19 protein-coding genes and 1 pseudogene are annotated in these 21,318 nt (G+C 70.0%); 11 read left to right on the top strand and 9 right to left on the bottom strand.

The features are described from left to right. Positions 1 to 75 precede the first annotated feature (75 nt). Genes AB0H43_RS21215 through AB0H43_RS21205 form a run of 3 tightly spaced genes read left to right on the top strand, consistent with a single transcriptional unit; the run spans position 76 to position 2,153 of the window. Positions 76 to 441 (top strand): DUF2304 domain-containing protein, encoded by a 366-nt coding sequence (locus AB0H43_RS21215; RefSeq protein ID WP_360001453.1) that lies wholly within the window; start codon positions 76 to 78, stop codon positions 439 to 441. Beyond that, positions 428 to 1,129, top strand: coding sequence for a glycosyltransferase family 2 protein (locus tag AB0H43_RS21210; RefSeq protein ID WP_360001451.1), 702 nt, complete (start codon positions 428 to 430; stop codon positions 1,127 to 1,129). The genes AB0H43_RS21215 and AB0H43_RS21210 overlap by 14 nt, the downstream gene beginning before the upstream one ends. A gap of 1 nt (position 1,130) precedes the next feature. Next, complete coding sequence (locus AB0H43_RS21205; protein ID WP_360001449.1) at positions 1,131 to 2,153, top strand: glycosyltransferase family 2 protein; 1,023 nt, start codon at positions 1,131 to 1,133, stop codon at positions 2,151 to 2,153. Between the two features lie 159 nt (positions 2,154 to 2,312). Here AB0H43_RS21205 and prcA read toward each other — a convergent pair whose 3' ends face one another. From prcA to arc, 5 genes are all read right to left on the bottom strand, one after another. Then, positions 2,313 to 3,104 carry a proteasome subunit alpha gene (gene prcA, locus AB0H43_RS21200; protein WP_360001447.1) on the bottom strand — a complete coding sequence of 264 codons (792 nt, stop codon included), beginning with the start codon at positions 3,102 to 3,104 and terminating at the stop codon, positions 2,313 to 2,315. Between the two features lie 59 nt (positions 3,105 to 3,163). Further along, positions 3,164 to 3,919, bottom strand: coding sequence for a proteasome subunit beta (gene prcB / locus AB0H43_RS21195; protein WP_360001690.1), 756 nt, complete (start codon positions 3,917 to 3,919; stop codon positions 3,164 to 3,166). Positions 3,920 to 4,080: 161 nt separating this feature from the next. Beyond that, positions 4,081 to 4,296 (bottom strand): ubiquitin-like protein Pup, encoded by a 216-nt coding sequence (locus AB0H43_RS21190; protein WP_360001445.1) that lies wholly within the window; start codon positions 4,294 to 4,296, stop codon positions 4,081 to 4,083. Between the two features lie 118 nt (positions 4,297 to 4,414). Then, positions 4,415 to 5,926, bottom strand: coding sequence for a depupylase/deamidase Dop (dop, locus tag AB0H43_RS21185; protein WP_360001443.1), 1,512 nt, complete (start codon positions 5,924 to 5,926; stop codon positions 4,415 to 4,417). Between the two features lie 118 nt (positions 5,927 to 6,044). Beyond that, entirely contained in the window at positions 6,045 to 7,811 is a 1,767-nt protein-coding gene (gene arc / locus AB0H43_RS21180) for a proteasome ATPase (protein ID WP_360001441.1), read from the bottom strand. A 143-nt stretch (positions 7,812 to 7,954) separates the two neighbouring features. Here arc and AB0H43_RS21175 point away from each other — a divergent pair, with 143 nt between their 5' ends. Further along, entirely contained in the window at positions 7,955 to 8,275 is a 321-nt protein-coding gene (locus AB0H43_RS21175) for a ferredoxin (RefSeq protein WP_360001439.1), read from the top strand. Positions 8,276 to 8,279: 4 nt separating this feature from the next. Here the strand turns inward: AB0H43_RS21175 and AB0H43_RS21170 are convergent, their stop codons facing one another. From AB0H43_RS21170 to AB0H43_RS21160, 3 genes are read right to left on the bottom strand one after another with little or no spacing between them, the layout of a single operon-like run. Next, positions 8,280 to 8,810, bottom strand: coding sequence for a hypothetical protein (locus tag AB0H43_RS21170; RefSeq protein WP_360001437.1), 531 nt, complete (start codon positions 8,808 to 8,810; stop codon positions 8,280 to 8,282). Further along, the gene (locus AB0H43_RS21165) at positions 8,807 to 9,748 is read right to left on the bottom strand and encodes a tRNA (adenine-N1)-methyltransferase (RefSeq protein WP_360001688.1); all 942 of its coding nucleotides are present in this window, start codon (positions 9,746 to 9,748) and stop codon (positions 8,807 to 8,809) included. Before AB0H43_RS21165 ends, AB0H43_RS21170 begins: the two co-directional genes overlap by 4 nt. Before the next feature lie 5 nt (positions 9,749 to 9,753). After that, positions 9,754 to 10,911 carry a site-2 protease family protein gene (locus AB0H43_RS21160; protein ID WP_360001435.1) on the bottom strand — a complete coding sequence of 386 codons (1,158 nt, stop codon included), beginning with the start codon at positions 10,909 to 10,911 and terminating at the stop codon, positions 9,754 to 9,756. A 178-nt stretch (positions 10,912 to 11,089) separates the two neighbouring features. On the opposite strand from AB0H43_RS21160, the gene AB0H43_RS21155 reads away from it, so the two are divergent. The 7 genes and pseudogenes from AB0H43_RS21155 (at position 11,090) to AB0H43_RS21125 (ending at position 20,649) form a co-directional block, all read left to right on the top strand. Next, positions 11,090 to 11,959 carry a PD-(D/E)XK nuclease family protein gene (locus AB0H43_RS21155; protein WP_360001433.1) on the top strand — a complete coding sequence of 290 codons (870 nt, stop codon included), beginning with the start codon at positions 11,090 to 11,092 and terminating at the stop codon, positions 11,957 to 11,959. A gap of 49 nt (positions 11,960 to 12,008) precedes the next feature. Next, on the top strand, positions 12,009 to 12,680 hold the full coding sequence (locus AB0H43_RS21150) for a response regulator transcription factor (RefSeq protein WP_360001431.1): 672 nt from the start codon (positions 12,009 to 12,011) through the stop codon (positions 12,678 to 12,680). Between the two features lie 86 nt (positions 12,681 to 12,766). Continuing rightward, a pseudogene (locus tag AB0H43_RS21145) lies at positions 12,767 to 13,504 on the top strand (ABC transporter ATP-binding protein); the annotation flags it as partial. A gap of 79 nt (positions 13,505 to 13,583) precedes the next feature. Next, positions 13,584 to 16,124, top strand: coding sequence for an FtsX-like permease family protein (locus tag AB0H43_RS21140; protein WP_360001429.1), 2,541 nt, complete (start codon positions 13,584 to 13,586; stop codon positions 16,122 to 16,124). 277 nt (positions 16,125 to 16,401) lie between these two features. After that, positions 16,402 to 17,187, top strand: coding sequence for an ABC transporter ATP-binding protein (locus AB0H43_RS21135; RefSeq protein WP_360001427.1), 786 nt, complete (start codon positions 16,402 to 16,404; stop codon positions 17,185 to 17,187). Further along, entirely contained in the window at positions 17,187 to 19,736 is a 2,550-nt protein-coding gene (locus AB0H43_RS21130; protein WP_360001425.1) for an FtsX-like permease family protein, read from the top strand. Before AB0H43_RS21135 ends, AB0H43_RS21130 begins: the two co-directional genes overlap by 1 nt. Positions 19,737 to 19,827: 91 nt before the next feature. Next, positions 19,828 to 20,649 (top strand): ion transporter, encoded by an 822-nt coding sequence (locus AB0H43_RS21125; RefSeq protein ID WP_360001423.1) that lies wholly within the window; start codon positions 19,828 to 19,830, stop codon positions 20,647 to 20,649. Here AB0H43_RS21125 and AB0H43_RS21120 read toward each other — a convergent pair. Then, positions 20,646 to 21,269, bottom strand: coding sequence for an HAD family phosphatase (locus AB0H43_RS21120; RefSeq protein WP_360001686.1), 624 nt, complete (start codon positions 21,267 to 21,269; stop codon positions 20,646 to 20,648). The two genes, AB0H43_RS21125 and AB0H43_RS21120, sit on opposite strands and share 4 nt — an antisense overlap. Positions 21,270 to 21,318: the final 49 nt, after the last annotated feature.

The raw sequence follows: 21,318 nt of genomic DNA, 5'->3' as shown, positions 1-21,318 counted from the left end.
CATGAGCGACCGCAGGTCGATCATCATCAAATACAGTCCCCCTCATGCGGTCGCCGGCCGCAGGACGGTGAACGCATGAGCCTTAATGTCACCACGATGATCTGCGGGCTGGTGCTGCTCGTAGGCATCCTCGAGTTGCTGCGGCGGCGGCAGCTCCGCGAGAAGTACGGCATCTTGTGGATCGGCGTGGCGCTGGTCATCGTGCCGTTGTCGATCTTCCCGAGCCTGATGGACCGGGTCGCCGGTTTCGTCGGCGTAGCCAGCGGCGTCAGTCTGGTGCTGTTCGCCGCGATCCTCTTCCTGTTGCTGGTCTGCCTGCATCTGAGCTGGGAGGTCAGCCGGCTGGAGGAGGAGACGCGGACGCTCGCCGAGGAGATCGCCCTGATCAAGATCAAGATCGACGGCACCGAGAAGGTGGGCGCCCACGATGATCAGCGGTAAGCGTGTCCTGGTCGTCATCCCGGCGTTCAACGAGGCGGGGGCCATCGCCGGAGTCATCGACGAAGTCCGGGGCGAACTGCCCGGAATCGACGTCCTCGTGGTCGACGACGGCTCGGCCGACACCACCGTCGTCGAGGCGCGCAAAGCCGGCGCGCTCGTCGCCCGGCTCCCCTACAACCTCGGCGTCGGGGGTGCCCGGCGGCTCGGTTTCCGCTACGGGCTGGACCACGACTACGACGTGGTCATCCAGTTCGACGCCGACGGCCAGCACGATCCCCGCTACATTCCGCAGCTCGTCGACGCCCTCGACTCCGCCGACGTGGTGATCGGCGCCCGCTTCGCCGGAGAAGGCGACTATCGCGTACGCGGGCCGCGGGCCTGGGCGATGTCGTTGCTGTCGGCGGTACTTTCCCGGGTCGCGAAGTCCCGGTTGACCGATACGACGTCGGGGTTCCGGGCAGCCAACCGCAGGGGCATCGACCTGTACGCCCAGTGGTTCCCCGTCGAGTACCTCGGCGACACGGTCGAGACGATCGTGCAGGCGGTCCGGGGTGGGCTGACCGTACGCCAGGTCCCGGTCGCCATGCGCGCCCGGGTCGCGGGCAAGGCGAGCCACTCTCCCGTCAAGGCGACGGTCTACCTCGGGCGGTCCTTCGCGGTGCTCCTGCTCGCCCTGGTCCGGCGCTGACATGACCGATTCCACCGGCGGCGCTCGCCTGGACGTCGTCATGCTGGCGTACGGCAAGGAGCCGTGGCTGGCCGAAGCCGTCGACGCCGTCTTCGCCTCCGCCGGCGTCGACGTGACGCTGACCTTGGTCGACAACGGCAGCGAGTCGGTCGCGGCGATCACACCTCGGCCGGGGCTGCGCGTTCTGAAGCCGACGGAGAACACTGGATTCGCCGGGGGCTGCAACCTCGGCGCGGCCGACGCCCAGTCCGACGCGATCGCCTTCGTGAACTCCGACGCCGTCGTCACGCCGGATGCGCTGGCGAAGGTGCGGGCGGTCGCCCTGGAGCCCGGGGTGGGCGCGGCGATGGCCTCGATCCGGTACGCCGACCGCCTCGACGTCGTCAACACCTCGGGCAACCCGTTGCACCTGGCCGGACTGTCCTGGGCGGGCGGCAACGAGGAGCCCGCCGACCGTCATGCCGCCCGGACTGCGGTGCCGACCCTCAGCGGCTGCACCTTCGTCATCCGGGCCGACCTGTGGCGGGAACTCGGCGGCTTCCCCACCGAGTACTTCGCGTACCACGAGGACACCGAGCTGAGCGTCCGGCTGTGGCAGCGTGGGCTGACCCCGGCGTATGTGCCGGACGCGGTCGTGGGTCACCACTACGAGTTCTCCCGCAACGACCTCAAGTTCTACCTGCTCGAACGCAACCGGCTGCTGACCGTTCTCACGGTCTACCGGATGCGCACGATCCTGCTCCTGCTGCCCGTCCTGGCCCTGACCGAACTCGCCATGCTCGCGACGGCGGTCGCCGGAGGGTGGCTGCGGCCCAAGGTACGCGGCTGGGGCTGGATCTGGCGCAACCGCGGCTTTCTGCGTACGCGGCGGCGGCAGTTGCAGGCGGAGCGCGTGGTCGGCGACGCGGCGCTGCCGCTCACGCCGGACTTCACCCCGTCCAATGTCGAGGCTCCGCCCGGGATCGGGCTCTACAACGCGTTCGTGCGTGCCTGGTGGAGCCTGGTACGCCGCTTCGTCCGCTGACGCTCGCCTTCCTCACCGCCGGATCAGGGTTCTCTGTCGAATCTTGGTGCATGATTCGACCCGGATCCCTGATCCAGCGCTGGGAACAACCGGCGTCGGAGGCGACGCGAATGGAAAGCGCCCCGAACCGACCGGCTCGGGGCGCTTTTCGTGTAGTGCTCAGCTCTCGGTGTCGCCGGATTCCTCGGGCGTACCCTCGCCGGCCGGTTCGGCCGCCGGCTCGGGCTCGGCCGCCGCAGCGGCGGCAGCAGGAGCCGGGGCCAGCAGGGCCTTCAACGCGTTCCCGGTGATCCGGCGGAACGCCCGGCCCCGGCGAGCCCGCTCCAGGACGGCGACCTCCAGCTGGTCGGCCGAGATCTGCCGGGTCGCCCCGCCCTCGCCGCCGACACTGCCGAGCGCCTCGACCGCGAGGGTCAACGCCTGGCCGAGCGAGTGCGCCTCACTGTGCCGGTCCTTCAGCACCGTCGCCACCGCGTCGGCCTGGCCGCCCATCACGAGGAAGCCCGGCTCGTCCTGGACGGAGCCGTCGTAGGTGAGCCGGTAGAGCTGGTCGTCGGCCGGGCTGGCGCCCACCTCGGCGATGCAGATCTCCACCTCCAGCGGCTTGCCGCTTTCGCCGAACAGGTTGCCCAGGGTCTGCGCGTATGCGCTGGCCAGGGCCCGCCCGGTGACGTCGCGGCGGTCGTAGGAGTAGCCGCGCATGTCGGCCATCCGGACGCCGGCCGAGCGCAGGTTCTCGAACTCGTTGTACCGCCCGACGGCGGCGAACCCGATCCGGTCGTAGATCTCGCTCACCTTGTGCAGCGTGGTCGAGACGTTCTCCGCCACGAACAGGACGCCCTGCTCGTAGGTGAGCACGACCACGCTGCGGCCGCGCGCGATCCCCTTGCGCGCGTATTCCGAGCGATCCCGCATGATCTGCTCGGGCGAGGCGTAGAACTGCATGGCCACGCGGCCTGCTCCCTTCCAGGTGAATCCTCAGTGGACTGACAGCACTCTGGCCGCGGCGGTCAGCCGCCCGGGTTCTCGTGGCGCGCCGCGATGATCTCCTCGGCGATCGTGCCGGTCTCCGCGTCGGGCAGCCGATGCGTGCCCTCGGCGGTCGCCGTCATGACGACCGGGAAGATGCGCCGGATGACGTCGGGACCGCCGGTCGCGGTGTCGTCGTCGGCCGCGTCGTAGAGCGCCTCGATGGCGAACCGGACCGCCTCGGTGGTGGTCAGGCCCGGCCGGAACCGCTTCTTCAACGCCGACTTGGCGAACAGCGAACCAGAGCCGATCGCGTCGTAGCCCGTCTCCTCGTAGACCCCGCCGGCCACGTCGAAGCTGAAGATCCGGCCGACCTTGGCCGGGTCCTTCGCGTCGAGGTCGTAGCCCGCGAAGATCGGGATCGCGACCAGGCCCTGCAGCGCCGCGCCGAGGTTGCCCCGGATCATCGCGGCGAGCCGGTTGGCCTTGCCGTCGAGCGAGAGCATCGCGCCCTCGATCTTCTCGTAGTGCTCCAGCTCCACCTGGAACAGCCGGATCAGCTCGATGCCGATGCCGGCGGTGCCCGCGATGCCGATCAGCGAGTAGGGATCGGCCTCGTGCACCTTCTCGATGTCGCGGCTGGCGATCAGGTTGCCCATGGTCGCGCGCCGGTCACCGGCCATCACGACCCCGTCGCTGCAACTCAGCGTGACGATGGTGGTGGCGTGCGGAGCGATCTCCGCGTGCGCCCCGGCCGGCAGCGGGCGACGTCCCGGCAGCAGGTCAGGCGCGGCCATGCTCAAGAACTCCGTGAACGAACTGATGCCCACGGCGTGGTACGCCGCCGGAAAGCCCCGGTTCCACTCTGCTCCGGACGTCACGTCGTCCCCTTCACCTCTCGACGGCATCTGAAAGAAACACCTGCGTCCGTGACGCGGCGTGAAACGGACATCGGCGACTATTCGCCGCCCTTTTGAATGTATCCCCGGACGAACTCCTCGGCGTTCTCCTCGAGCACCGAGTCGATCTCGTCCAGCAGGTCGTCCACGTCCTCGCCGATCTGTTCGACCCGCTCGGCGATCTCGGGGTCGACCTCGGGCGCTACCGCCTCGTCGACCTCGTTCTCGCGCCGGCGACCGGCCTGACCCTGCCCACCTGTGTCCTGGCTGGCCATTGCGCCCCTCCCTGATGGCAAGGCCGGGACTTGTAGGGTCCCGGCCGTCCGTCTTAGGTAAAACCTACCCCGCCCGACCGACAATTGCGATCAGCTGGAAGCTCAACGCGATTCGGTGTCAGGACGCGGCCGTCAGCGCCTCGAGCAGATCCTTCGCACTGGCGCAGCGGTCGAAGAGCGGGCCGACGACACGCTTGGTGCCCCGCTCGGGCTCGAGCATCGGCACGCGGACCAACGACTCGCGGCCGACGTCGAAGATGACGGAGTCCCAGCTGGCGGCGACCACTTCGGACGCGTACTGGGCGAGGCAGCGGCCCCGGAAGTAGGCCCGGGTGTCCTCCGGCGGCTCCGTCATGGCGCGGCGGACGTCCTCCTCGCGGAGCAACGTCTTCATCGCGCCCCGGGCGACCAGCCGGTGGTAGAGACCCTTCTCCTGGCGGACGTCGGCGTACTGGAGGTCGACGAGGTGCAGCTTCGGCGAGGCCCAGCCGAGGTTCTCCCGCTCGCGGTAGCCCTCCAGGAGCCGGAGCTTGGCGACCCAGTCGAGTTCGTCGGCGCACAGCATCGGATCGCGGCCGAGCTTGTCCAGCACGGCTTCCCACCGGTCCAGGACGTCCGCCGTCTGGTCGTCCAGGCCGCGGCTGTCCATGAAGGCCCGTGCCCGCTCGTAGTACGCCCACTGGACGTCCAGGGCGGTGAGACGACGGCCGTCGCGCAGGCGTACGCGATGGGTCAGCGACGGGTCGTGACTGACCGCGCGCAGCTCGGCCACCGGGTCGGCGATGCTGAGGTCCGGGGTGAGCGCCTTCTCCTCGATCATCGTGAGGATGAGGGCGGTCGTGCCGACCTTCAGGTAGGTGGAGATCTCCGAGAGGTTGGCGTCACCGATGATCACGTGCAGCCGCCGGTACTTGTCGGCGTCGGCGTGCGGCTCGTCGCGGGTGTTGATGATCGGCCGCTTGAGGGTGGTCTCCAGACCGACCTCGACCTCGAAGAAGTCGGCGCGCTGGGAGACCTGGTAGCCGGCCTGCGAGCCATCGGCGCCGATGCCCACCCGACCGGCGCCGCAGACCACCTGCCGGGTGACGAAGAACGGCGTCAGGTAGGTGACGATCTCGGCGAACGGCGTCTGCCGCTTCATGAGGTAGTTCTCGTGCGCGCCGAAGCTCGCGCCCTTGTTGTCGGTGTTGTGCTTGTAGAGATGGATCGGCGGCGCGCCGGGGATCGTGCCGGCCCGGCGGGCGCCCTCGGCCATCACGCGCTCACCGGCCTTGTCCCAGAGGACGACGTCGAGCGGGTTGGTCACCTCGGGCGTGGAGTACTCCGGGTGGGCGTGGTCGACGTAGAGGCGGGCGCCATTGGTGAGGATGACGTTCGCCAGGCCCAGGTCCTCGTCGGCGAGCGCCTCGGCAGGGTCGAAGACGGCGCCGGTGTAGGTGAAGCCGCGGGCGTCGCGCAGCGGCGACTCCTCCTCGTAGTCCCAGCGGGCGCGGCCGCCCTTGGTCAGCTCGGGTCGTGCGCCGTAGGCGTTGACTACCTGAGAGGAGGTCACCATCGGGTTGGCTTGAGGCTGTCCGGGCACGCTGATGCCGTACTCGACCTCAGTCCCCATGATCCGGCGCACTGTCATATGACTGAGCCTAGACGGTGTCCAGGCGATCGCACTCCCCGCTACCGGTCCGTGGCACTGCGCACGCAAAAAATCCGGCCCGGCCGCCACGCGGGCGGCCGGGCCGGACAGGTGCGCCTTACAGGTACTGGCCGGTGTTGGTGGCGGTCTCGATCGACCGGCCGGCCTCGGTGCCCTTGCCGCCGGAGACGAGCGTGCGGATGTACACGATCCGCTCGCCCTTCTTGCCGGAGATCCGGGCCCAGTCGTCGGGGTTGGTGGTATTGGGCAGGTCCTCGTTCTCCCGGAACTCGTCGACGCAGGCGTCCAGCAGGTGCTGGAGCCGCATGCCCTTGCGCCCGGAGGAGAGGAACTCCTTGATGGCCATCTTCTTGCCCCGGTCCACGATGTTCTGGATCATCGCCCCGGAGTTGAAGTCCTTGAAGTACAGGACTTCCTTGTCACCGTTGGCGTAGGTGACCTCGAGGAAGCGGTTCTCCTCGGTCTCGGAGTACATGCGCAGGACGACCGCGCTGATCATCGCGTGCACGCACGCCTCGGCCGAACCGCCGTGCTCGGCCAGGTCGTCCGGGTGCAACGGCAGGCCTTCGACGATGTACTTCGTGAAGATGTCCCGGGCCGCCTCGGCGTCCGGCCGCTCGATCTTGATCTTGACGTCCAGGCGCCCGGGGCGCAGGATCGCCGGGTCGATCATGTCCTCGCGGTTGGAGGCGCCGATGACGATGACGTTCTCCAGACCTTCCACACCGTCGATCTCGGACAGCAGCTGCGGGACGATCGTGTTCTCCACATCGGAGGAGACACCGGAACCACGGGTGCGGAACACGGAGTCCATCTCGTCGAAGAACACGATGACCGGCGTGCCCTCGGAGGCCTTCTCCCGGGCCCGCTGGAAGATCAGCCGGATGTGCCGCTCGGTCTCGCCGACATACTTGTTGAGCAGCTCGGGGCCCTTGATGTTGAGGAAGTAGCTGGTCTGCCGCTCCTCGCCCCGCTTCTCCGCGATCTTCTTCGCCAGGGAGTTGGCGACCGCCTTGGCGATCATCGTCTTGCCACACCCGGGCGGGCCGTAGAGCAGCACGCCCTTCGGCGGGCGCAGGTGGTGCTCACGGAACAGCTCGGCGTGCAGGAAGGGCAGCTCGACGGCGTCGCGGATCTGCTCGATCTGGTTGGAGAGGCCGCCGATGTCGGTGTAGTCGACGTCGGGCACCTCCTCCAGGACGAGCTCCTCGACCTCGCTCTTCGGGATCCGCTCGTACGCGTAGGCCGAACGGGGCTCGATCATGAGCGAGTCGCCGGCTCGCAGCGGGGCGTCGATGAGACCCTCCGCCAGGAAGACGATGCGCTCCTCGTCGGCGTGCGAGATGACCAGTGCCCGGTCGCCGCCCTCGAGCAGCTCCTTGAGCATGACGACCTCACCGCTGCGCTCGAAGCCGAGCGCGTCGACGATGTTCAAGGCGTCGTTGAGCAGCACCTCTTGACCACGCTGCAGGGCCGACACGTCCAGCGAGGGCGAGACGGCGACACGCAGCTTGCGTCCCCCGGTGAAGACGTCGACCGTGCCGTCCTCATGCCGGGTCAGGAAGATCCCATAGCCGCTGGGCGGTTGCGCCAGCCGGTCGATCTCCTCCTTGAGGGTCACGATCTGGGCCCGCGCCTCCTTGAGCGTGGCGACCAGTCGCTCGTTGTTCTCCGTGAGCCTGGCCAGCTGAGCCTGAGTCGCGGCGAGCCGCTCCTCCAGCTGGCGAACATGACGAGGGCTCTCAGACACCTTGCGCCGCAGCAGGGCGAGTTCCTCTTGAAGGAACGCGACCTGCGTGGAGAGATCGTTGGCCTCCTTCTCCCACCGTGCGGCGCGCGCATCCGCGTCGTCGCTGCGTGCCACGTCCCACCTCCCCGGGGGTTGAGCCAGGTTGTGCCTTAACACTAGCCGCTGTATGCCCCGATGAAACCCTCCCGACACGGCCATACGCAATCGTGATCTCACCGGCTGCGACGGCCTCCGCGACCGTGGAGTACCGTCGAGGCGTGGCAGACAGCGAACTTCAGGTCTGGGTGGATCAGGATCTGTGCACCGGTGACGGCTTGTGCGTGCAATACGCCCCGGAGGTCTTCGAGTTCGACGTCGACGGGCTGGCCTACGTCAAGGACGAGGCCGGTGAGTTGCAGCTGGCCAAGGACGCCCGCGTCGCGGTGCCCGCGAACCTGCGGCTGGAGATCCTCGACGCGGCCAAGGAATGCCCCGGCGAGTGCATCCACGTGCGCCGGGCCGCCGACGCGTCGGCCGAGCCGCTGACCGAGGACGAGCGCGACGAGATCCGGTCTCAGCTCGCCGCCGGAGCGGTCTGAAAAATCACAGCAGCGGCCGGCCGATCAATCCGGCGAGGAGTTCGGCGAACTCCTCCAGCCGGCCGATCTGAGCCACGCCGCCATCGGTCAGCGTCTTGCCGAAGCGCAACGCGTCGTGCCGGATTCCCGGGCCGTCCGTGGCCTCCTCCACCGAGCTGAGCAGCAGGTAGACGTCCACCGCGTCGACCCGGTGGCTCGTGGCGGTGCGGATCAGCCGGCGCCGGCAGCCGATCTCCGTCACCGCCGACAACGGCACCACCCGGAGCGACGAGATCATGGATCCGGCCGGGCCCTCACCGGGCGCGGTGTCCTCGCCGTGCCACAGCAGCAGCCGCGAGCCGTCGCAGACCACGACCTCCTGCCACACGCCGTTGTACTCGTTGACGAACCGTTCCAGGGTGAAGCCGAGAATCTGCGCGCCGGCCAGCGCGCTGTTCAGACAGTCCAGCGCCACCTCCGGGTCGCGCAGATAGGCTCGCGCGGCCGCGTCCAGCTCTTTGAACGGCGCCCAGTCGGGGAAGACGGCCTCGGTCACGCCAGGTCACCGTCCGTCGGGTCACCGTCCGCCGCCGCCTCCCGGGCCGCGATCCGTCCCGCCTTCTTCAACTGGTACGCCTCAGCGCCCTTACTGGGCTTGCGACGTCGTGGCGGCGGTGTCACCCCGGGGGCGAGTTTCCGGGATCGCACGAGGAAGGCGGTGTGCGCGATCATCCGGTGATCCGGGCGTACGGCGAGACCGTCGGCGTGCCAGTCGCGGACCAGCGACTCCCAGGCGTACGGCTCGGTGAAGGAGCCCTTCTCCCGCAGTGCCTCCACCAGCTCCGACAACTGCGGGGTGGTCGCGACGTAGCCGATGAACACCCCGCCCGGCAGCAGCGCCTTCTCGACCATGTCGAGGGCCTCCCACGGGGTCAGCATGTCCAGGATGATCCGGTCGAACCCCGTCTGGTCGCAGGAGGCGACGTCACCGACGGTCAGCCGCCAGTTGGGCTGCTCCGCGCCGAAGAACGCGGTCACGTTCTTCTTGGCCACCGCCGCGAACTCCTCGCGCAGTTCGTAGGAGTGGACTTCGCCGTGCTCGCCGACAGCGCGCAGCAACGAACAGGTGAGCGCACCGGAGCCGACTCCGGCCTCGAGCACCTTCGCGCCCGGGAAGACGTCGCCCATGGAGACGATCTGGGCGGCGTCCTTCGGGTAGATGACCTGGGCGCCCCGGGGCATGGACAGCACATAGTCGGCCAGCAGCGGCCGCAGCGCCAGGTACGCCGTCCCCCCGGACGAGGTCACGACGGATCCGTCGGGCTGCCCGATGAGCGCGTCGTGCTCCAGGATGCCCCGGTGGGTGTGGAAGGCCTTGCCGGGCTCCAGGACGATCGTGTGCATCCGGTTCTTGGGGTCGGTGAGCTGCACCCGGTCGCCCACGGCGAACGGCCCGCGGCGGGCGGGCATCGCGGGGACGTTCAAATCGGGCATCTGGCTCACGGAGCACTCCTTCGGGCACGCGGGTCGAGCAGTTGAACGAGGTCCGCCAGGTGCAGGACCCCCACGACATCCTCCCCTGTGGTCACGAGGAACTCGTCGGCCGGGTGCTGCTGGACCGCCCGGATCACATCCTCGCCGCGTAGCCCGGCCGGGATGACGCCGACGCTGTCGATGTCGCGGGCGACCGACTCCACCGGCACCCAGGGCCGGCGCTGCTCGGGGACGGCCGCGGCGGCCTCCCGCTTGACGAGGGCGACGAGCCGGCCGGAGGCGTCGGCGACGCCCAGCGCGGCCGCCGGGCGTCCCTGCTCGGTCGCCCGGCGCAGCGCCTCGGCCAGGGAGGTGCCGGTCGGCACGACGAACAAGGGGCGGGCGAGGCGTACCGGGTCGATCAGGGGGAATCGGGCCATCACCTTCGCCTGGTTGATGGAGGCGGTGGCGCCCTGCCACAGGGTGAACGCGATCAGCGCCGCGATGATCAGCCCCACCGCGCTGTAGAGACCGGTCGCGTAGAGGACGAAGGCGACCACGACGGTCAGCACCGCCACGACCCGGCCGGACCAGCCGGCGACGACCGTTCCGGCGGTCTTGTCGCCGTTGATCGCCCAGACCGCGGCGCGCAGCGCCCGGCCGCCGTCGAGCGGGAGCCCGGGCAGCGCGTTGTAGACGGCGACGACGAGGTTGCTGAAGGCCACCTGCCAGACCAGGATGCGCAGCAGCGACGGGGGCATGAGCAGACCGGCCACCGTGGCGACGGCGCCGATCAGGAACGAGACGAACGGCCCGGCCAGCGAGAACAGCAGCTCGGTGGAGGGCTTGCGGGGATCGGACTCCATCTCGGTGTAGCCGCCGAGCAGGTCCAGTGTGATGCCGCGGACGCCGACCCCGCGCCACCGGGCCACCAGGGCGTGCCCCAGCTCGTGCAGGAGCACCGAGACCAGCAGCGAGAACGCCATCGCGGCGGCGAGGGCGTAGCCGATCGACCCGTGCGTCCCGGCCAGCTGCGAACCCCAGCTGACCATGATGAGCAGCGCCATGAGGAACCAGGACGGGCTCAGCCGGACCGGGAAGCCGAAGAACCGCCCGAGGCTCACCCCGGGGCGTACCGGCACCGGCGGCGGCTCGGACGCGCGCTGCTCTGTCTCCTGACTCATGCGGTCACCTCGCTTCGGTCAGCGCCCGCATGTGTCCTGAGCATCGTGATGCCCGCGCCAGCGCGGCCATGGCGCTTCTCCATCGCCGCAATGCTACGCACCGCGTACGCACCGCCGGGCGGCACGCCCGAAGATCCGCTGCGACCGAACGTCGTACCCCTGCCTTACGGTGAGGGCCATGACAACGCCGCTGCCCACCCTCTCCCCCTCTCGGGCCGCCGATTTCAAGACCTGTCCCCTGCTCTACCGGCTCCGCAGCATCGACCGGCTGCCCGAGCAACCGACAGTGGACCAGGCCCGGGGGACGTTGGTGCACGCGGTGCTGGAGCGGTTGTTCGACCTGCCGGCCACCAGCCGGACGCTGGCGGAGGCGGCGCTGCTGGTCCGGCCGGCCTGGGAGGCGCTGCTGGCGGAGGCGCCCGAGCTGGGCACGCTCGCCGTCGACGACGGCTTCCTCGACGAGGCCACCCAGCTGCTGCAGGGCTACTTCACAGTGGAGGATCCGACCCGGCTCGAACCGGCCGAGCGGGAGACCCTGATCGAGGCCACCCTGGACGACCAGCTGCTCATCCGGGGCTATGTGGACCGGCTCGACGTCTCCCCCGCCGGTGACCTGCGGGTGGTCGACTACAAGACCGGCGGCGCGCCGCGGGAGGCGTTCGAGGCGCGGGCGTTGTTCCAGCTCAAGTTCTACGCGCTGGTGCTGTGGCGGACGCGGGGCATCGTGCCGCGCGTGCTGCGTCTGGTCTACCTGAAGGACCGGGAGGTCTGCGACTACACGCCCGACTCCGAGGAGCTGGAGCGGTTCGAGAAGACGCTGGTCGCCCTGTGGCGGGCGATCGAGCAGGCGGCGCAGGCCCGCGACTTCCGGCCGAAGCCGAGCCGGCTGTGCAACTGGTGCTCGCACCAGGCGCTGTGCCCGTCGTTCGGCGGCACCCCGCCGCCGTTCCCGGAGGAAGCCGCGATCACCGCCGCCATCGACGCGCGTACCGCCAGGTTGGCGGCCCAGCGTGGCGTCGACGGCGAACGCCTCGCCGACGTCCTGTAACGCCCCGAGTACGGGGAATGCGCTGGCGCGAGCCCGGTAGTCTGCCCTCGTGACGTCCGGGCCGGTGCGGGTGCTGCTCGCCGACGATCAGCCGATGCTCCGCAGCGGCCTGCGCAGCGTGCTCGGCGCGTACGCCGACATCCATGTCGTCGGCGAGGCGGGGGACGGCGTCGAGGCGGTCGAGCTGGCCCGGCGACTTCTGCCGGACGTGTTGCTGGTCGAGGCGCGGCTGCCCCGGCGCGACGGAGTCGCCGTGGCCCGGGAGGTCGCCGTGGCACGCCTGCCGGTCGGCGTGCTCGTGCTGACCGGCGAACCCGTCGGCGATCACGCGGTCGGAGCCTTGCGGGCGGGCGCCCGGGGATTGGTGGCACAGGACGCTCCGGCCGAGGATCTGGTCGGGGCGGTACGCGCGGTGGCCGCAGGGCACGCCGCGATCTCCCCGGTGCTGCTGGGGCAACTGCTGGCCCAGTTCGCCGCGCTGCCGGTCGCCGCGGCGGACGGCGTACCGGAGGGACTGCCGGGGCTGACCGATCGGGAGCGGGAGGTGCTGACCCAGGTCGCCCGGGGCTTGTCGAACGCCGAGATCGCCCGGGTTCTCACCGTCAGCGAGACGACCGTGAAGACGCATGTGGGGCATGTGCTCACCAAGCTCAAGTTGCGTGACCGCGTCCAGGCGGTCGTCTACGCGTACGAGTCGGGCTTGGTGAAACCGGGCGAGTAGCTCGACCGGCCCGCGAGCCGCGAGAAGCACGGGCAATTTAGCGGAGTTTGCCCGTTTCGCCGGGCTTCTGCGGCAATATCTGGCCTATGAGCAGCGAACCCACTCAGCCGGCCGCCGCACGCGCCGAGGGCATCTGGAAGGTGTACGGGCACGGCGAGGCGCAGGTGCACGCGCTCCGCGGCGTGACCACAGCGTTCGACCGGGGACGGTTCACCGCGATCATGGGGCCGTCCGGCTCGGGCAAGTCGACCTTGATGCACTGCCTGGCCGGCCTGGACACGGTCGACGCCGGGCAGGTGTTCATCGGCGACACCCAGGTGACCGGACTGGGCGACGCCGGGCTGACCAAGCTGCGGCGAGAGAAGGTCGGGTTCATCTTCCAGCAGTTCAACCTGCTCCCGACGCTGACCGCCGAGGAGAACATCCTGCTGCCCATGGCGATCTCCGGGCGCAAACCCGACCCGCAGTGGTACGACCTGGTGATCAAGACGGTCGGCCTGGGTGACCGGCTGAGTCACCGGCCCACCGAGTTGTCCGGCGGCCAGCAGCAGCGGGTGGCGTGCGCCCGCGCGCTCGTCGCCCGGCCCGAGGTGATCTTCGCCGACGAGCCGACCGGCAACCTCGACTCCCGGTCCAGCGGCGAGGTCCTGCACTTCCTGCGCAGCTCGGTGCACGACTTCGGGCAGACCATCGTGATGGTCACCCACGATCCGCGGGCCGCCTCGTACGCCGACCGCGTGATCTTCCTCGCCGACGGCTCCATCGTGGATGAGCTGGCCAAGCCGACCGAGGGCAGCGTGCTGGACAAGATGAAGAGCCTCGACCCGGCCGAACTCCTGGCGACCCGGCCGGAGACCGACTCGCCGGGGCGGGCCGATCTGGACGCCGCGACCGGTGGCGCCGATGTTTAAGGCGATGCTGCGCGGCCTGCTCGCGCACAAACTGCGGCTGCTGCTGTCGGCGCTGGCCATCATCCTCGGCACGATGTTCATGTCCGGCGCGTTCATCGCCGGGGACACCATCGCCCAAGGCTTCACCGGGCTGTTCTCGACCATCAACTCCGACCTCGACGTCCAGGTCACCGGCAAGTCGGAGGTCGGCGATCAGCAGTCCGGAGTGGTCACCGCGACGGTGCCGCAGCGCGTCGCGGACGCCGTCGGCCAGGTCGACGGGGTAGAGAAGGCGACGCCGCAGGTCGCCTCGGACGGCGCCCGGGTGATCGGCAGCAACGGCAAGGTGATCCCGACCTCCGGGCCGCCGCGCCTGGGCGTGGGCTGGACCGGCGAGGACGGTCTCCTGAAACTGCGCGACGGGACCGGGCCGACCGGGCCGGACCAGGTCGCACTGTCGGCGAACCTCGCCGAGCAGGCCGGCAAGAAGGTCGGCGACCAGGTCCAGGTCATCACGTTGCAGCCGGAGAAGACCTTCACCGTCGCCGGGATCTTCGGCTACGAGGGCGGCCGCGACTCGCTGGCCGGGGAGATGACGGTCGCCTTCACGATGCCGGTCGCCCAGGAGCTCATGCTGGGCAAGCCCGGCGAGTACACCAGCGTCGACGTCAAGGCTGCGAGCGGGGTCGGCGACGCCGAGCTGCGCGACCGGATCGCTGCGGTGGTCGGCCCGGGCTACGACGTACGCACCAACAAGGAGGCGACGGACGCGGCCGACGACGGCATCCAGCCCTTCATCACGGTCCTCAAGACCGGGCTCACCGTCTTCGCGCTGATCGCCTTGATCGTCGCCATCTTCCTGATCTTCAACACCTTCTCGATCCTGGTCGCGCAGCGTACGCGTGAACTGGCGCTCTATCGCTCGTTCGGCGCCTCGAAGCAGCAGGTCCTCCGCTCGGTGCTGACCGAGTCGGCGCTGCTGGGCCTGGTCGCGGCGCTCGTCGGGCTGATCGTCGGCTGCGGCGTCGGCTGGCTGGGCAAGAAGGGCCTGGAGGCGGCGTCCAACACCAACCTTCCCGTGAGCGGCATCGTGGTGAAGCCCTACGTCGTCATCGTGACGCTGCTCGTGGGCGTCCTCGTCACAGTGGTCTCGGCCTTGGTTCCGGCGTTGCGGGCGTCGCGCGTACCGCCGATCGCGGCGATGCGGGACGCCGCAGTGCCGGACAAGCCGCTGCGCAAGCTCACCATCGCCGGACTGATCGTGCTGCTCGCCGGCACCGCCTTCCTCGTGCTGCGGCTGACCAAGGTGTGGGAGGACCCGCTCTGGCTGATCCTCGGCGGTGGGGCGCTGCTGGTGTTCATCGGCGTCATCATGCTGGCTCCCGTGCTCAGCCGGCCGGTGACCCGGGCGCTCGGCGCGGTGTTCGGCACCTCGGTCCCGGCCCGGCTCGGCACCCGCAACACCGGGCGCAACCCTCGGCGTACGGCGTTGACCGCGGCGGCGCTGATGATCGGCGTGACCCTGGCGACCGCGGGCGGCGTCTTCGCCTCGTCGGCAAAGGCCGGGCTCACCGACGTCTTCACCAACGACGTCAAGGCGCAGCTGATCGTGCAGGTCGACTTCGCGGCCGGGGCCACCGCCGGATTCGACCCGGCGATGCAGAAGCAGATCAGGGAGATCCCGGGGGTTTCTCAGGCGGTCGCGTTCCGGGCCGACGGCGCGCGCGTCGGCGGGCAGACCGCCCAGGTGCTCTCCGGCGATCCGGTGGCGGCGGCGGAGATCTTCACGCTGAAGGCGGCCTCGGGCGACATCCGGCCCCTGGCGGCCGGGGAGATCATCCTCGACGACGCGACCGCGAAGCGGCTCGCCGCGACGGCCGGGTCGACGGTCGACATCATCACCGCCCGGGGCGGGCCGAAACAGGAAAAGGTCGTCGCCACCCTGGAACCCTCCAGCGCCTGGTCCGGCCCGCTGCTCAACGAGGCCGACGCGGCCGGGTTCACCTCGCCGAACGCCCAGGCGGCCTATGTGCAGGTCGCCTCGGACGATCAGGTCGAACCGGTGCGTACGCAGCTGGAGTCGCTGTTCGCCGACAACAAGGAAGTCACGGTCGTCGACCAGAGCCAGCTGCTCGACACGGTCACCAGCGTCCTCGACATCGTCCTGGTCATCCTCAACATCATGCTCGGCCTCGCGATCGTCGTGGCCCTGCTCGGCGTGGTGAACACCCTGCTGCTGTCGATCTACGAGCGGACCCGGGAGATCGGCATGATCCGCGCGATCGGGCTCAGCCGCGGCTCCACCGCGCGGATGATCACCGTCGAGTCGATCCTGATCTCCGTGTTCGGCGCGCTGCTCGGCATGGTCGTCGGGGTGGGCCTCGGCGTCGCCGCGGTGCAGATCTTCGGCGGCGACTACCTGAAGCTCACGATCCCGTGGGGCTACCTGATCGCGACGCTGATCCTCGCGATCGTGGCCGGCATCCTGGCCGCCGTCCTGCCGGCGATCCGGGCCGGCCGCCTCAACGTGCTGCAGGCCATCGCGTACGAGTGAGTTCTCGGCTCTGGATCAGGGATCTAGGTCGAATCTCGGGCCGAGATTCGACCTAGATCCCTGATCCAGTGCGGTGCCCACGAACGGGGCGTCCGGCCAGGCGTGACTCAGGGGCTTCCCCGAGATCGTCTCGGGGACGGCCCCTGGCGCGGATCTGGGGTCCCTTTCCACCCGTGGTCTGACGTTTCCCACGTGCCCGGCCGGAACGATGAGAGTCGCCGGCCGGGCACCGCCTTGCCCGGCCGGACCACATCGAATCCGTGCAGGGGGAACTCCAATGACAATCACCGCACACCCGCCCGTCCGCGTGGCCGTCGCCGCGCGGGCGGTGGACGTCTGGAAGGTCTACGGCTCCGGCGAGGCTCAGGTCGTGGCGCTGCGGGGGGTCAGCATGGAGGTGGCCGCCGGCCGCTTCACCGCGATCATGGGGCCGTCCGGCTCCGGCAAGTCGACGCTGATGCACTGCCTCGCCGGGCTGGACGCGGTCACCCGGGGCGAGGTCCACGTCGGCGACACGAAGCTGACCGGCCTCGGCGACGCCGGGCTCACCAAGCTGCGCCGCGAGCAGGTCGGCTTCATCTTCCAGCAGTTCAACCTGCTGCCCACGCTGACCGCCGAGGAGAACATCCTGCTGCCGCTGGCGATCGCCGGGCGCAAGCCCGACCGCGAATGGTTCGACACGGTGATCGACACGGTCGGGCTGCGTGACCGGCTCGGCCATCGGCCGAGCCAGCTCTCCGGCGGCCAGCAGCAACGCGTCGCCTGCGCCCGCGCGCTCGTGTCACGGCCCGAGGTGGTCTTCGCGGACGAGCCGACGGGCAATCTCGACTCGCGCTCCGGCGCCGAGGTGCTGTCCTTCCTCCGGGCGTCGGTACGCGACCACGGGCAGACGATCGTGATGGTCACGCACGACCCGACCGCCGCGTCCTATGCGGACCGGGTCGTGTTCCTCGCCGACGGGCGCATCGTCAGCGAGCTGACCGAGCCGACGCCGCAGAAGGTGCTGGACGCGATGCAGTCGCTGGACCGGCTCGTGGCCGAGACCGCCGGGGCGGAGTCCTGATGCTGCGCGCCACCCTGAAGAGCCTGCTGGCCCGCAAGCTGCGGCTCGCTCTGTCCGCCATGGCGGTCATCCTCGGCGTCATGTTCGTCGCCGGGTCCTTCGTGCTCACCGACACGCTCGGGCGCTCCTTCGAGAACATGTTCGACTCGGCGTACGCGCACACCGACGTGGTCGTCCAGCCGAAGCCGAAGGTGGACGGCCAGATCGCCGGTGGCGACTCGCCCGTCCCCGGTGTGCTGACGGCCGACGACAAGAAGGCGATCGAGGCGATCCCCGGGGTCGCCGCCGTGCACGCCATCGCCGACGGCGAGGGTGCTCGCGTGGTCGGCAGCGACGGCAAGGTCGTCACGACGGTCGGCCCGCCCCGCCTCGGCGGCAACTGGCTCGACGGCGTCGGCGGCGCGGAGATCCGCGACGGGCACGCCCCACAGAACGACAACCAGGTCGTGCTCAACGTCGAGCAGGCCAAGAAGGCCGGTCTGAAGGTCGGCGACCAGGTGACGGTGCTGACGCCGGGCGGCAAGCGCACCTTCGAGCTGGCCGGCACCTTCGGGTACGCCGGCGGCCTCGACGGGCGCGGTGGCGTACTGGAGGTCCGGTTCACCGACAAGGTAGCCCAGGAGCTGATGCTGGGCCAGGCCGGGGCGTACACCTCGTTCGACGTGGACGCCGCGCCCGGTCAGAGCCCCGAGGCGGTACGCGACGCGATCGCCGCCCGGACCGGCGGGGCGTACGAGGTCAAGACGGGGGCCGAGCTGGCCAAGACCATCGCCGACCAGTTCAAGTCGGTGCTGGACGGGCTGAACAAGGTGCTGCTCGGGTTCGGCGCGGTCGCCCTGTTCGTCGGGACCTTCCTGATCCTCAACATCTTCTCGATCACGGTCGCCCAGCGGACCAAGGAGCTGGCGCTGACCCGGGCGCTCGGCGCCAGCCGCCGCCAGATGATCGGCTCGGTGCTGGCCGAGGCGATCGTCGTCGGCCTGACCGGCTCGCTGCTGGGCCTGGCCGCCGGCCTCGGCGTGGGCTGGGTGCTGGCGATGGTCGCGGCCAACGTCTCCGGGCTGATCCTCGCCCCCATCGCGCTCCCGGCCTCGGCCGTGATCGCGGCGTTCTCGGTCGGCCTCGTGATCACCGTCCTGGCGGCGCTGCTGCCGGCGCTGCGGGCCAGCCGGGTGCCGCCGATCGCGGCGCTGCAGGAGGTCGCGACGCCGGACCGGCCGCTGACGAAGCTGTCGGTGAGCGGCGGGCTGGTGACCGCAGCCGGCGTGGCCCTCATGGGGTACGGCCTGACCGGCGACGGTCACCTGTGGCCGATGCTCGGCGGCGTGATGTTCGCCTTCATCGGGGTGGCGCTGCTCAGCCCGCTGGTGGGCAAGCCCGTGGTGGCCGCGCTCGGCCGACTCTTCTCCTGGTCGGTCGCGGGCAAGCTGGGCCGGCTCAACTCCGGCCGCAACCCACGGCGTACGGCGATCACCGCGGCGGCGCTCATGATCGGCATCGCGCTGATCACCGCGGCGAGCACGGTGCTCACCTCGGGCGACGAGAGCCTGCGCGGCGCGGCCAACCGGGAGGTCCACGCCGATCTGCTGGTCACCGGCCAGAACAGCACCGACGTCATGCCGACCTTCGCGAGGTCCACGATGGACGACATCCGCAAGATCCCGGGCGTGGCGAGCGCCACGAGCGAGGTCTACGCGCGGGCGATGGTGGGCAAGCACGGCCACGGCGTGTCGATCGTGGACGACCTGCCGGCGATGGCCGCACAGTTCAGCCTGAAGCCGTCCGGCCCGAACGCGGGCACGCTCACCGCCCTCGGCCCGGCCGACGCCATCGTGGACGCCGACACGGCGGTCGAGGAAGGCGTACGCGTCGGCGACACCGTCCGCGTGGTGCTGCCCAAGGGCGATCCGGTCGAGTTCCGCATCGCCGCGATCTACGCCGAGAACGACTTCTACGGCGGTTACCTGCTCGGTGTGGCCGCGTTGGAGCACCTCGTGAGCCCCGATCCGGCCATCGCCACCATCACGCTGGCCGACGGCGCTGCCGAGTCGGCGGTACGCGACCAGGTCGCCAAGCTAATCGCCGACAACCCGGAGGTCAGCGTGATGACCAAGGGCGAGTACCTGGACCAGGCGTCGGGCCAGATCGGGACGCTGCTGACGATGGTCACGATCCTGCTGGCGCTGGCCATCCTGATCGCGGTCCTCGGCGTCATCATCACCCTGTGGCTGTCGGTCCTGGAGCGTACGCGGGAACTGGGCCTGCTCCGGGCGATCGGGCTCGGCCGGGCGGCCACCATGCGGATGATCACAGTGGAGGCCGTCGTCATCACGCTCTTCGGGACGCTGCTCGGCCTCGCCACCGGCGTCGGGATGGGCGCGGCGGTCGTGCGGTCGCTCAAGGGCGAGGGCATCACCGACTTCGCGGTGCCGTGGTCGCAGCTGACCGCGTACCTCGTGGCCGGGGCGCTGGTCGGCGTGTTCGCCGCGGTCCTGCCCTCGATCAAGGCGGCCCGCACGGACGTGCTCAAGGCGATCGCCTACGAGTGAGTCCCCAGTAGACCCCTCTGCACGGGAGGGTCCGGTCCCCGGTGACGTGTTGATCACGGATCACCGGGGACCGGTTTGGTATTTTCCGCGGGTGAGTTTGCGGGAGAGATCACGTCAGCTGGTCGAGTCCCGGGCCTTCCAGTACTTCATCACCGCCGTCATCCTCGGGAACGCGGCGACCCTCGGCCTGGAGACCTCGCCTGTTCTGCACGAGCGGTACGGCTCGGCGCTCCACGTCATCGACGTCACCGCGTTGACGATCTTCGTCGTCGAGCTGCTGCTGCGCCTGTTCGTTCACGGGCTGCGATTCTTCCGCGATCCATGGAACGTGTTCGACCTCGCGATCGTCTCGGTCGCCTTGGCCCCGGCGTCGTCGGCGTTCACGGTGCTGCGGGCGATGCGAATCCTGCGGGTGCTCCGCCTGGTCTCGGTGGTGCCGAGCATGCGGCGGGTCGTGTCCGCACTGCTGACCGCGATGCCGGGCATGGTCTCCATCGCCGGGTTGCTGGTCCTCGTGCTCTACGTCGCCGGCGTGATGGCCACGAAGCTGTTCGCGCACACCGCGCCGGAGTGGTTCGGCTCGCTCGGGCAGTCGATCTTCACGCTGTTCCAGATCATGACCGGCGACAGCTGGTCCGAAGTGGCCCGCGAGGTCATGGCCAAGCAGCCGCTCGCCTGGATCTTCTTCGTCGGCTTCCTGGTGGTCTCCGCGTTCACCGTGCTCAACCTGTTCATCGCGGTCGCGGTCAGCGCCATGGAGGCCGAGCACCGAGCCGAGCAGTCGGCCGCGGAATCGGTTGAGGGGCCGACGCCGATCCCGGCCCAGGACCGGGCGGTGCTGGCCGAGGTACGCGCACTGCGGGCCGAACTGCGGGAGCTGCGCGCGGAACTGAGCGAACGGCAGCCCGTCTAGAAGCCCCGCAGGTACGCCAGGTCGACCCCCGACAGCGTCGGCAGCAGGTGCGCCCCGAGATCGCCGGGCAGCTCCACCTCGCACGGTACGCCGATCACCCGGGCGCCGGCCGCGATCGCACTGCGTACGCCGGTCGCGGAGTCCTCGATCGCGACGCACCGCTCGATCGGTACGCCGAGCAGCCGGGCCGCCGTCAGATAGGGCTCGGGATGCGGCTTGGCCCGGCCGACCTCGTCGCCGCAGACGACCACGTCGAACGGGCCGAGCGTGTCCAGCGCGATCTTGACCAGCCGCCGCTCGGTCGAGGTCACCAGGGCCACCGGTACGCCCGCCGCGCGTACCTCGGCGAGCAGTTCCTGCGCGCCGGGCCGCCAGGGCAGTCCCTGGGCGAACAACTCGCCGGTCAGCTGCACGAGGCGTTCGGCGCTGAGCGCGTAATCCCGGTGCTCCTGACCCAGGTCGGCGTGGAAGATCCCCATCGACGTGGGCATGTCGGTGCCGACCATGCTCAGCCGGGCGGCGTCGGACAGCACCCCGCCGTACTCCCCGGCGAGCTGTCGCAGGGAGATCGCCCAGAGCTGCTCCGACTCGATGAGCGTTCCGTCCATGTCGAAGAGCACCGCGGCCAAGGTCACGCCTTCCAGGATGCCTGGCCGGTCCAGCTCGCCT

The sequence above is a fragment of the Hamadaea sp. NPDC050747 genome (genome assembly GCF_040654195.1).
In the GTDB taxonomy this organism is placed as follows: Bacteria; Actinomycetota; Actinomycetes; order Mycobacteriales; family Micromonosporaceae; genus Hamadaea.
The sequence above is the reverse complement of the archived record's forward strand: the minus strand, read 5'-3'. Positions and strand labels throughout refer to the sequence as shown.